Raw genomic sequence first — 12,149 nt, forward strand, 5'->3', positions numbered from 1 at the left:
CTCCCTCCACACCGGATCGAACCCGATTAGCCGAGCTCGGCAGGACGATTGTTGTCCCAGATCGCCGCATCACGCCAGATGCCCGTTTGAAGCATGCCAATCCCGGCAAAATCAGCCAGATTGGCTTAGTCGCAACAGTTGGCGATCTTCCCGGTTCGGCACATGCAAGACGATGTAATCGGCACATCGGTAAACCCCATAGCGGCTTCCAGCCTGGGCCTGATTGCGGCCAACTCTGCGGTTGCATTGCGGACTTCGAGACACTCGGCCAGACCGTGGAGCGCCCAAACATTGCAGGGATGTTGCGCACATCGTTGAATTCTTTGCGTCAGCCCCAGATCATCCCGATAGATTTGCTCCGCCTCGGCGAAATGGCCCTGCTCTGCCAGAAGCGCCGCAAGGGCGTGTCGGGGCGGATGCATCCAGGCCCACGGTTCGACATATTCCAGATTGTCGTCTCGCTCGACGGCCGTGCGCAGGCACGCGAATGCCTCTTCGTAATCGCCTTTGTGATAGGCGAGCTCACCTTCCAACATCATTTCTGCCACGGAGAGAATGCTCACGGCGGTGTTGTTGAACACTTTCCGGCCGGCCGGAACGCGGTGCAAGCGCTCGTAGAACCGGGCTCGCTCGCCATCAGCCGCACCGAAATTTCGCAGAGTGGCGTGCGCGACAGCCTTTGCATAGTGCTGCATGACCGTCGTCATCGCATACAGGCCTGGATCGTCGGCGAGCGGCTCATCGATGATGTCCTGCCAGCGCCCAAAACGCACTAAAACATGCGTTCGCATCGAAAAATAGCCTTCCAGGCTCATCGTGAATTTTGGCCGGCCCTGAACGCTGAGAACCTCTTTCGTGACCATGTCGCACAGTTTGTTGGCGGCGCCGATCGCATCGCGATATCGGGCGCTGAACATGCTGGCATGCATCATCAGCAGGAGATCATGCGCGCATGCCGTCGTGTAAGGCGTCAGCGTTCCAGCATAGGCGAGATACCTGTCATTGGCGGCGATGGCCTTCTCACTGGCGAGTTGCGCCTGGCGGTAATCGCCGACCAGCATATGAACATGGGCAGGCATGTGGTTGAGATGTCCGGCGTCCGGACATAGCGAGCCAAGCGCTTCCGCCGACGCCAACGCTCGCTCCGGCTCGTTCGACATCTCGAGGATATGGATATGAAGGTGCAGCAGCGCCGGATGTTTCGGTTGTCCCGCACGCGCGGCGAGATCGATCCCGCGCTCGCACACATCGAGCGCCTCGATAACGTCGGAATTCTTCGCCGGCAGGCCGGTGCGGACATCCCACAGCCGTCGCGGTGTTCGCGTGATCAGGGCCTCGACGAACAGTGCGACGACATCGCCGTCATCCGGGTACTGCCGGTAGACCCGCCGCATGTCCGCTGCATAGGCATCGTCCCAGCGGTCGTAGTCCTCGGGCGACACAGGATGCGGCTTCTGGACGCGGCAGGCCTGGGTCTCGACCAGCCGGTTTTCTAGCTCGGTCGCGCGATGCGCCTGCGCACGCGCCTGCTCGATATGAGCAAAGGCTGTGCCGGTGGCCGTGCGGGCCTCCTGCTCACCAAGGTCGCGCCAGGTCAGGTTATAGAAGGGACCGCTGCCATAGGCCATACCCCAATGAGCCATCACGCAATCCGGATCGAACTCCAGCGCCTTGCGGAAGCACTTCACACCCTCGGCCTTATTAAAGGCGAAGCACCAGTTGAGGCCGGCGTCGAACCATCGCTGTGCATCCGCTGACGTCGTGGTGATGGTCCTGGTGTGACTGCCGAGGTCGAAATAATCCATCCGGTGCGGCTCCATGTTCCACTCTCGCCTTCCCGCTCAGGATTTCGACAGGGAATCCCGATCTTCGCCCCAGCGGTGGACGATGCCCACATCGATATCGAACAGATCGAGGACCCGCCCAACGGTCTGGTCCACCATGTCCTCGATCGAGCGCGGCCTCGCATAGAACGCCGGGACCGGCGGCGCGATAACCACCCCCATTTCGGAGAGGGCGGTCATCGTCCTGAGATGACCAGCGTGCAGCGGCGTTTCCCGCACCATCAGCACCAGGCGTCGCCGCTCCTTCAGCGTGACGTCGGCAGCTCGCGTCAGCAATGTGCTGGTAACTCCGGTTGCGATTTCCGACATCGAGCGGATCGAGCACGGTGCGACGATCATTCCCGCCGTACGGAACCCGCCGCTCGCGATCGCCGCCGCCATGTCGTCGATCCGGTAGGCGGTATGAGCGGCTGCCTTAACCTCGGCGATCTTGACGCTGGTCTCATGCGCGAACGTCACCTCTGCGGTCTTCGACATCACAAGATGCGTCTCGACCCCGGCATTGCGCAGCAGTTGCAGCGTGCGCAGGCCGTAGACAACCCCGGACGCCCCGGAGATGCCAACGATCAGTCGACGCTGTGCTTGACCGCGCTGCGCCATCCGTCAGTTCCCTCCTTCATCGGGTCAGTCTTACGACAATCCAGGCGCGACCGTCGATGACAGGCCGAACCGCTCGGCCTGCCCGATCGCGATATCATAGCCGGCATCGGCGTGGCGCAGAACGCCGATACCGGGGTCTCCGTCCAGGACGCGCTTCAGCCGTTCGGCGGTTGCCGCCTCACCGTCGGCGACGATGGTCAGACCTGCGCTGACGCCGCGTCCGCCGAGCCCGTGGATAGCAACGAGATCGGCCCCGTTTGAACAGTTCAGCAGCGCGTTTAGAATGGGCCAATCCGCGATCGCGTCCGACCCGTCCTTCATGTTCTCGGTCTCGCGATGCGGCAGCGCAGCGGAACCGGAATCGAGATGATCGCGGGTAAAGGCGATCGGAGCCGATATCCTGCCGCTAGCGACAGCCTCGTTGACCAACAGCGCCAGACGGCTGCGCTCGCCATAACCGAGCCAACCGATCCGCGCCGGCAGACCGGTGAACTGCACGTGCTCGCGCGCCAGCCTGATCCATGACGAGATCGGATGGTTCGACGAGAACGTCTCCAGGATCATGTCGTCGATCGTGTAGATGTCCTGCGGGTCGCCCGACACCGCAATCCACCGGAACGGGCCAATGCCCTGACAGAACAGCGGGCGGATATAGAGATCGACGAACGATCGCATCCGAAACGCATCCTCAACGCCGGCGGCCCTCGCCTCCGCGCGCAGGCTGTTGCCATACTCGAACGCGATCGCGCCGCGATCCATGAACCCCAGCATGGCGCGGACATGCGCGGCAACCGATTGCCTCGCCAGCGCCATCAGCCGAGTCGGATCGTCCTGCCGCATCGCGCGCGCCTGCTCGAGCGTCAGTTCCGCGGGTACATAACCCTTCAGCGGATCGGGAAACGTCTGGTCGGTCACAATGTCAGGGACGATGCCACGCCGGGCCAGTTCGGGTAACACGACCGCGGCGTTAGCGCACACGGCCAGCGCCAGCGGTTGTCCCGCGTCACGGGCCGCGTGCCAACGCGTGATCGCCTCGTCAAGATCGCTGGTGGTGGCGTCGCAATAGCCGCTAGCAATACGGCGATCGATCCGCGCCGAATCAACCTCGACGACCAGCGTCGATGCACCCGCGAGCTTTCCGGCCAGCGGCTGCGCACCGCTCATACCGCCGCAACCCGAGGTCAGCAGCAACCGGCCGGCCAGGGTGCCACCGAAATGCTGACGCGCGACTGCCATGAACGTCTCATACGTGCCCTGTAGAATGCCCTGGCTGCCGATATACTGCCAGGCAGCTGCGGTCATGCCGGGGTAGACGGTCAACCCCATATCGTCGAGCTTGCGGCGGCTCTCCTCGTCGCTCCAGTCGCCGACCAGATTGCCGTTCGCCATGATCACCAGCGGAGTGGTCGCCTGTCCGGGAAACACGCCGATCGGCTTGCCCGACTGCATGATCAGGGTTTCGTCCTCGCTCATCCTCGCAAGCGTCGCCACGATGCGATCGAAGCTGGCCCAATCACGCGCCGCGCGCGCAATCGACATGTAGATCACCAGGCTGTCCGGAGCCTCGGCATTCTCCAGATTGTTCTCCAGCATGCGCAGAATGGCCTCCTGCCGCCACCCCCTGCAACGCAGCGTCGTGCCGCGTCCGGCCTTGACCTCCTTGCCACGACGGACCGGGATGCTCATGCCTTCGCCTCCTCAACCAGGGAAACCCAGCCGGGCTGGGCCTTGACGCGTGCGATCCAGGCGTCGATCGACGGGAAGCGCTGCATCTCGTATCCGCCCTGATGCGCCATCGAGACATAACCGAACAGACCGATATCGGCGATCGTGTAGCGTTCGTCCACCAGCCAGTCATGGGTCGACAGCCACGCCTCGGCCTTCTGCAGCGCCGGATAGGCGGCCTCCTGAAAGTCCGCTATGCGGCCGGCCATCTGATCGCCAATGCCGCGCAGATGATAGAATCGCGGCAGGGCCAGCGCGCGCAACAGATCGGCCTGCTCGAAGGTGAGCCAGCTCATCACTTCAGCGCGAAGGAAACGGTCGTCAGGAAGCAAGGGTGTGCCTTCGGCAAGATAGAACATGATGGCAGCCGACTCGACGATGGTCCGGCCATCCTCGAGCTCCAGCACGGGAACGCGGGCGAAGCGGCTCTTGGCGCGGAACGCCGGATCGGACGTTGCACCCTTGGCGAGATCGAGCGTGACCCGCTCGAACGGAAGTCCGAGTTGCGTCAGCAGAATGCGGACCTTCCAGGCGTTGCCGGACAGACGGCTGTCGTAGAGGCGTAGCATGATCGTCGGCTCCTTTCGTCAGAGGTACGAGCGCATATCGACGCCCATCGCCTTCTCGACCTCGGGAAACACCGCCGGGTCGAGCGCACCTTTGCCGACGGGAAATTTCGACCGGTGCGCCACGATGACTGCAACCCGGCTTCCGGGCTTCGATTCTGAAATCGAGACAACGTCACCGGACCGCGGATCGAGAGTGCCGATCATATCGGGGAAGGTCGCAACACGCCGGCCGCCGAAATCCGCCGTCATGAACTCGTTGTAGATGCCGAGCACCGCCTCGCCGTTGCTGCCCCGTACCTTCATCTGGCCGAGGTCGAACCCGCCGCCATAGGTCACCGTGTTCTCGGTCACCTCGCCCTCGACCAGCAGCTCGCCACCGAGAAACTCGACCGTGGCAAGGATACGATCCGCACCGCTCGCGGCCAGCATGGCGCGGCCGAGGTCGAGCTGGAAGCTGATCGCGCCTGGCGCGCCGTTCTCCTTGATGAAGCCGGCGTTCAGCGGGCCGCGTGCCGCATAGATCAAGCCGCCATTGACCACCGCCGCCTGCCGCATCAGGTTCGAGGTGCGGACGATGTCCCCGTCGACGACGACGGCAAGCTCGTTGTTGTCGGCCTTGCTGCCGCTGCAGCCCACCTGCGTGATCGAGATGTCGAGCCGCGACGCGAGCCCCATCCCGCCCATCTTCACCGTGGGATGGCCGCGCCCATTCGAGGCGGCATCGACATAGTCAAGGCCGAGTGCGGCAGCCACCAGCCAGGCATTGAATCCCGGAACATGGCCGCAGATCACGCCGACAGGCGGCTTGTCGAGCTTGTCGATCAATCGCCGTGCCGCATTGATCGCATCGCGCGGGAAGATCGACCAATTGGCAAAGCCAGGCGCGCCGACCGCCGTTGCCGTGATGATCGTCGCGTCCGGGTCAAGCTCCCCGAGCTGAACCAGGCGCACCCCGCCATAGTCGAGCGCCATCCGGCCGAGCCCGCGATTCTTAGCAATCGCATTGCGACCGCTGCCGCCAGCCGACAGGAACAACCCGCCGACCAGACCGGCTTCGGCATCATCCATCGTCAACGTTCGCGCCATGTTTATTCCTTCAGCCCTAAGCGGGGCAGTTGTCATTCTATGGTTGAGCCGGTTCGTTCATGCCGAGGAAAGTCGCGAACATCGAACCCGCGGCCTTCGCTTCAGCGGCAGTGCCTTGATAGATCAGCATCCCGGAAGACATCACGCAGACCCTGTCGGCGACATCGAGTGCACGCGCCGTGTTCTGCTCGACGAGCACAACGGTCAGGCCCTCGCGCCTGAGCTGGGTCAACGTATCGAGGCAGAGATCGACCATCTTCGGCATCAATCCGAGCGACAGCTCGTCGACCAGCAGCAGCCGCGGCTCGGCCATCAGCGCGCGCCCGATCGCCAGCATCTGCTGCTCACCACCCGACAACGACCCCGCCAACTGGCTGCGACGTTCGGCGAGCCGCGGAAAATAGCCGAACACGCGCTCGCGCTTGGCCGCATCACGGGCCGACGGACGCGCATAACCGCCGACCGTCAGATTTTCGTCAACGGTCAGGTCCGAGAACAGTTGTCGCCCCTCCGGCACCAGTGCGATGCCGAGACCGACCCGATCGACCGCGCGGCGGCGGGTGATGTCCTCGCCTTCCAGCAGGATGCGACCACCGTGAATGTCGACATGTCCCATGATCGCCATAATCGTCGACGTCTTGCCGGCGCCGTTCGGGCCAAGCAGCGCAAAGATCGACCCGGACGGCACGTCAAAACTGACGTCGTGGACGGCCTCGACCGCGCCGTAGCCGCAGCCCAAATTCTCAAGCTTCAGCATGCGTCACCATCCCGCCCCCGACATAGGCGTCATGGACCACCGGATCGGCCATGACCTCGCGCGGCTCGCCGTCGCCGATCACGATCCCGTTGTTCAATACGATGAGGCGGCGACAAATCCGCATGACTTCCTCGAGATTGTGCTCGACCAGCACCACGGTGATGCCGCGCTGGTGTACCTCGGAGATGGTCTCGACCTGTTTCGATGCTTCCGTGTGGTTGAGCCCCGCAAGCGGTTCGTCGAGCAGCACGACCTTGGGGCTGACGGCAAGGGCACGCGCCAGTTCGAGCCGCTTCAGCTGGCCGAGCGGCAATGCACCGGCAAGCTTGCGTTCCGTTCCGGCCAATCCCACCGAGGCAAGGATCGCGGCCGCTCGCTCGCTTTCGCGCCTCCGGCTGACATGCAGCAAGGCCCGCAGCGGTTCTGACGTGTAGCCGATGCCTGCAGCCAGCACGACATTGTCAAGCACGGTCATCTCGCGGAACGGCCGCACGATCTGATGGGTGAGCGCGAGGCCGCAACGGACGCGGGCCGATGTGGGATCGCCAGTGACATCGATACCGCCGAGGATCACCTTGCCACGATCCGGTCGCAGCAGCCCGGCGATGATGCGGATCAGCGTCGTCTTGCCGGCACCGTTCGGGCCGATCAAGCCGACGAAGTCGCCCGCCTCCACCGCGCATGAGACTCCGCCGACCGCCTGAACACCGCCGAACCGGATCGCGACATCGTCGAGTTGGAGCACTGCACTCATGCCTGCCTCACCCGATCGAACAGGTTGCGCGTCAGGCCGGCAAGCCCGCCCGGCGCCAGCCGGATCACCAGCACCAGCATGCCGCCGAACACCAGGAGACGATAGTCATTCACAAAGCGTATCGCCTCCGGCAGCAAGGTGAGCCCGACCGCCGCGGTGACGACGCCCCAGGTCGAGCCGATGCCACCGATAACCACCATCGCCATCAACATGACAGAGAAGATGAAGTCGAAGGCATCGACGGTGATGAACTGGGTAAAGAACGTGTAGAGCGCGCCAGCGAGGCCCGCGAGCGCCGTCCCGATCCCGAATGCCGCGAGCTTGTAGGCGCCGGCGCCGATCCCGAGCGTCGTGGCAGCCTGCTCGTCCTCCCCGACGGCGCGGAACGCAAATCCCATCCAGGATCGGCTGACATAGAGGCTCAGAGCAACCGTGGCGCAGGCCATCAGGAGGATCATGACCATGTTGCCTGCCGCACCGAGCCCGGTCGGCGGGATACCGCTGATGCCCATCTCGCCGCCGAGCCAGGATTGCTTCCGCACGAAGCCGACGAACAGGAAGTTGATGCCGATCGTGGTCACGGCCAAAAAATCGCTGCGCACGCGCAGCGAGGCGAAGCCGACGATAATGCCGAGCAGGCTGCCGGCAATCACCCCCGCGACCACCGCGAGGGGAACGTTCGCCGTCGCAAACATCGCCAGCGCGGCCGCATACGCACCCGCGCCGAAGAACGCGCCGTGGCCGAGGCTGATCTGACCGCAGAACCCGCTGATCATGTTGAGGCTGACGGCGAGGATCACGTTGATGCCGATGATCGAGACGATGCTGATCGTATAGGCGCTCATGCCGCGCGCGCTCCAGCGAAGCCCTGCGGACGGATCATCAAGAGGATGATGAGCGCGAGGAATGCAATGGCGTCGCGATCGAGCCAGGCTCCAATGAAGATGGTGCCATAGGCTTCGACCAGCCCGAGCACCAGGCTCGCGATCAACGTGCCGCGCACGCTGCCGAGCCCTCCGAGCACGATGATCGCCAGCGCCTTGTAGCTGACCACGAAGCCGATCGCGGGATCGACCAGGTTGTTCAGCAGCGCGACCAATCCGCCGGCGATCGCTGCGAGCGCGGAGCCGATCGCGAAATTGAGATAGCGAACCTTGATCGGGTCGACGCCGAAGCTCGCGGCGATCCGGGGTTTCGAGACCGTCGCCCGCCAGCCGACTCCAATCCGCGTCCGCGTCGTGAAGAGATGCAGTCCAAGGAATACGATCGCCGCGGTGACCACGAGTGCTATCTGCACCGCACTCACGGTGACACCGTAGAAATCGAATGTCGTAAAGGAAAACGCATTGCGGCGGAATGTGACGCCCTGCTCGCCGAACACGACCCGGAACGCATCCTGCATCAGGACCAGGAGCCCGACCGATGCAATCATCGGCACGTCTGGCCGATATCCCAGCAGCGGCTCATAGAGCAGTCGGTAGATCGCCATACCGAACAACGGCGTGACGATGATCGCCGCAAGGAAGCCGAGCGCAAGGCTGCCGGTGGCATTGGCGGCCAGCACGGTCGCGTAAGCGCCCAGCGCGAAGACTGCGGCGTGCGCGACGTGCAGAATGCGCAACAGGCCGTAGACCAGGGTCAGCCCGACCGACATCATGGCGTACATGCAGCCGAAGCTGATCCCGGTAACGGCCAAATCGATGTAATACACCTGATAATCCTTGCTGGCGGGAGCGGACGTCGCGAGCGCGACCCGCTCCCGTCCGCCGTCACTTCTCGGGCGGGGCGAACGCGTTCAGATCGTCGATCTCGCCGGCCGGCTTGAACTTGCCGTCCTTGATCTCGTTGACATGGATCGGCATGATGATCTCGTGCAGGCTGTTGAAGCCGTTCATGTTGCCTTCGAGCAGCGGAAAATCCTTGGTCGCGGCCAGTGCATCGCGCACCTTCTTGGGCTCGGTGCTGTTCGCCCGCTTGATGCCGTCGGCCATCAGCTTGAACGCCGAATAGGTGATCGCCGCCACGCCTTCCGGGGCGTAGCCCGCGCGCTGCTTGAACCCGGCGAAGAATTTCTGCAACGCCTCGTCCTTGCGCTCGCGATCGAAGCTGTCGATGATGTAAGTGCCTTCGGCGGCCGGCCCCGCGATCTCGATGAATTTCTCGGAGTCGAAGGCCTGCGAGCCGATGATCGGGATCGTGATGCCGGCGGCGCGCAACTGAGCGACCAACGGACCGCCAGTGAAGAAGTAGCCCGTCGCGTAGACGCCATCCGCATTGTCGCGCTTCACGCTGGCGACGATCGAGCCGAATTGGCGATCCTTCAGCGAGTAGCTGTATTTGTTGACGACCTCGATGCCGTATTTGGACGATGCGCCGACAAAGCCGTCCATGGTGGCCTGGCCGTAATCATTGTCCATCGTGATGACCGAGATCCGCTTCAGTTTCAGCGTCTGGCCGACATAGAGCGCGGTCGCGGCGCCCTGCGGCGGACCGAGATGAACGAGACGGAACATGAAGTCGCCGGCGCGCGTGATGTCCGGGTGCACACCATAGGCCGAGATCATCACGACGCCGGCCTTCTGGAACACCGGCGCGGCCGCGCGGCCCGATGCGGAGTAACTGCCGTTGACGACCAGCTTGACGCCATCCTCACCGATCAGCTTGTTGGCCGTGAAAATCGCCTGATCCGACTTGGCCTGATCGTCGTAGGTGACAAGCTGAACCTTCTGGCCGAGCACGCCGCCGGCGGCATTGATATCCTCAACCGCCATCTCGCCGGCGATCTGGGCCGACTTGCCGTCGGTCGCTGCGGGTCCGGTGAGCGGCACCTGAAATCCGATCTTGATATCGGCAAGCGCGGGCGTCGCCGTGATCGCGCCGAGCAGGACGACAGCGCTCGCGAAACCCAGCAAAGCCTTCGCGCCCGATGCCGACGACTTGAACCTCTGTCTCAACATGGCTTTCTCCGCATATGAGAATTTGATCGTTGCCGTCCCTAGATCAGCTTGTGTTGGCGAAGGAGGTGCCGGGCCCTCTCCAACGCCGCTTTCGGCGGCCGCGCCGTATCCCAGTCCGGTCGATCGCCGTCCCGGCGCGTCGCATCGATCCCGAGCTTGGCAATCGTGCCACCCTGCTCAAGCGGCTCGGAGCGGTCGGCGCGCACCGCGGGAATCACGACATGATCGCGATCCGGCTTGGCGCGCGTAGCGTTCGCCCATTCGACCTCAACCGGATCCCAGGGGTCGATGTCATCATCAACGACGATCACCTGCTTGACCAGATTGACCGCCGCCCAGACCGCAAACATGGCCTTACGGGCTTCGCCGGGACGCGGTGCATGCAGCGAGACGACGGCGTGGAGGCGGCCCGCGCCGCCGACCCCGACGGCGACTTCGCCCACCGAGGACACCGCATTGCGCACCTGGCGGCGCAGTCCGGCCGCAATCGCGACACCGCCCAGCAGACAGTGCTCCGGATGATAGCCCGGCAGGATGACCTGGAAGAGCGCATCATGCCGCCGGGTGAGCCGCGAAAACGTTGCGACAATGCCGGCACCATAATTCTCGTACATTCCGTGGAATTCGCTGACCGCCCCTTCCATGAAGGGTTCACCTGCATCCAGCGTGCCTTCCAGCACGCATTCGCAATGCGCTGGCACCAGCAGGTCGGACTGCGTGCATCTCACGACATCGAGCGGTTCACCGAGCAGCGCGCCCGCGATCGGCAGTTCGTCATCTCCAAGTCCGAGGTAAAGACATGCCGCAATGAGGACGGCGGGGTGATTGCCGATACACACCGCGATATCGAGCGTCTCCCCGCGGTTGTGCGCAGCTCGCGCCAGAATCGCAAGATGATGGTTGGGCGCGATGCCGACGAAGGCCCGATTTCCGCCGATCGGCATCAGCCGCGCAATCGACAAATTGGTCTGGCCGGTTACCTTGTCCCTGGCGACGATCGCACCGGCGGTAATGTAGGGCCCACGCTCCTTCTCGAAGAAGCGCGGGATCGGCAGCTCATCGGTCAACGATGGCTGATCGACCCGATGGTCCTGGCACGGCGCCGATGACAGCACCCGATGCGGCAGCGGCTTTTCGATCGCAGCGATCAGCGTTTCCTGCATCGCGCGCGTCGTGCTGCCCAATCCCAATGCAAGACGTGGCAGCGAATTGAGCAAATTGCCGACAACCGGCATCGCGGCCGGTCCGGAGGAGCCCTTGACGCTCTCGAACTTCAGTGCCGGTCCGTCGTCGGCTTCGGCGAGGCACGCCGCGATCTCGTAGTCCGTGCTGATCGGCTCGGACAGAGAGACGAGATCTCCTGCCTTGGCAAGGTCGGACAGAAACGACCGCATCGACTGCCGGGAGGAAGTCGCCTCGCGCGCCGCGCTGCTCTTTGCGCCAACGTCCATCTTGCCCCGTCGATACGTCCGTAAAGTCGATGAAAGCCGGTGCCGATCATATCGGCCGGCACAGCCGGGTCCATCGTTCTATCGGATAAACGAGGGCATAAGGAAAAGCGAAAGCCGATGACGCACTCCGAACGAGCCGCTATGCTCGCTGGCACCTGTCCGAGGTCAGATGGTCGAGCTGCGCACCCTTGCCTATTTCGTGACGGCCTGCCGGGCCGAGAGCTTTGCACGCGCAGCGGCCGAGCTCGACATCGCGGTATCGACGCTGAGTACGACACTGAAGGCGCTGGGGCAGGAACTCGGGCTGACATTGTTCAAGCGCTCGAACAACACGCTCTATCCGACTGCCGCGGGCCGTGCGCTGATACGCGCCGCCGAACCGATGCTGATCGCCGAGACGTTCGCC

General features: G+C 63.7%; 12 protein-coding genes. 1 reads left to right on the plus strand and 11 read right to left on the minus strand.

The annotated features are described in order from the left end of the window. Nucleotides 1-125: 125 nt before the first annotated feature. From AS156_RS30640 to AS156_RS30690, 11 genes are all read right to left on the minus strand, one after another. A complete protein-coding gene (locus AS156_RS30640) occupies nt 126-1,628 on the minus strand; it encodes a tetratricopeptide repeat protein (protein ID WP_347336657.1) in 1,503 nt (500 codons plus the stop codon). Nucleotides 1,629-1,841: 213 nt separating this feature from the next. After that, the gene (locus tag AS156_RS30645) at nt 1,842-2,444 is read right to left on the minus strand and encodes a UbiX family flavin prenyltransferase (RefSeq protein WP_066512709.1); all 603 of its coding nucleotides are present in this window, start codon (nt 2,442-2,444) and stop codon (nt 1,842-1,844) included. A 30-nt stretch (nt 2,445-2,474) separates the two neighbouring features. Further along, nucleotides 2,475-4,130 carry an S-methyl thiourocanate hydratase gene (locus tag AS156_RS30650; protein WP_066512713.1) on the minus strand — a complete coding sequence of 552 codons (1,656 nt, stop codon included), beginning with the start codon at nt 4,128-4,130 and terminating at the stop codon, nt 2,475-2,477. Continuing rightward, nucleotides 4,127-4,738 carry a glutathione S-transferase family protein gene (locus AS156_RS30655; RefSeq protein ID WP_066512717.1) on the minus strand — a complete coding sequence of 204 codons (612 nt, stop codon included), beginning with the start codon at nt 4,736-4,738 and terminating at the stop codon, nt 4,127-4,129. The genes AS156_RS30650 and AS156_RS30655 overlap by 4 nt, the downstream gene beginning before the upstream one ends. A gap of 18 nt (nt 4,739-4,756) precedes the next feature. Continuing rightward, complete coding sequence (locus AS156_RS30660; protein WP_066512720.1) at nt 4,757-5,824, minus strand: S-methyl thiohydantoin desulfurase; 1,068 nt, start codon at nt 5,822-5,824, stop codon at nt 4,757-4,759. 37 nt (nt 5,825-5,861) lie between these two features. After that, nucleotides 5,862-6,581: an ABC transporter ATP-binding protein gene (locus AS156_RS30665; RefSeq protein ID WP_066512723.1), complete on the minus strand. Its 720-nt coding sequence runs from the start codon at nt 6,579-6,581 to the stop codon at nt 5,862-5,864. Continuing rightward, a complete protein-coding gene (locus tag AS156_RS30670; RefSeq protein WP_066512725.1) occupies nt 6,568-7,335 on the minus strand; it encodes an ABC transporter ATP-binding protein in 768 nt (255 codons plus the stop codon). The genes AS156_RS30665 and AS156_RS30670 overlap by 14 nt, the downstream gene beginning before the upstream one ends. After that, the gene (locus AS156_RS30675; protein ID WP_066512728.1) at nt 7,332-8,180 is read right to left on the minus strand and encodes a branched-chain amino acid ABC transporter permease; all 849 of its coding nucleotides are present in this window, start codon (nt 8,178-8,180) and stop codon (nt 7,332-7,334) included. Before AS156_RS30675 ends, AS156_RS30670 begins: the two co-directional genes overlap by 4 nt. After that, a complete protein-coding gene (locus AS156_RS30680) occupies nt 8,177-9,046 on the minus strand; it encodes a branched-chain amino acid ABC transporter permease (RefSeq protein WP_066512731.1) in 870 nt (289 codons plus the stop codon). The genes AS156_RS30675 and AS156_RS30680 overlap by 4 nt, the downstream gene beginning before the upstream one ends. A 58-nt stretch (nt 9,047-9,104) precedes the next feature. Then, nucleotides 9,105-10,292 (minus strand): ABC transporter substrate-binding protein, encoded by a 1,188-nt coding sequence (locus AS156_RS30685; protein ID WP_066512733.1) that lies wholly within the window; start codon nt 10,290-10,292, stop codon nt 9,105-9,107. A 38-nt stretch (nt 10,293-10,330) separates the two neighbouring features. Further along, nucleotides 10,331-11,743: a UbiD family decarboxylase gene (locus AS156_RS30690; RefSeq protein WP_066512736.1), complete on the minus strand. Its 1,413-nt coding sequence runs from the start codon at nt 11,741-11,743 to the stop codon at nt 10,331-10,333. 169 nt (nt 11,744-11,912) lie between these two features. Between AS156_RS30690 and AS156_RS43090 the strand changes: the two genes are divergently transcribed. Further along, on the plus strand, nt 11,913-12,149 hold a 237-nt coding region (locus AS156_RS43090), incomplete at its 3' end, for a helix-turn-helix domain-containing protein (protein WP_160331169.1).

Origin of the sequence: Bradyrhizobium macuxiense, assembly GCF_001542415.1 — a bacterium.
GTDB lineage: Bacteria > Pseudomonadota > Alphaproteobacteria > Rhizobiales > Xanthobacteraceae > Bradyrhizobium > Bradyrhizobium macuxiense.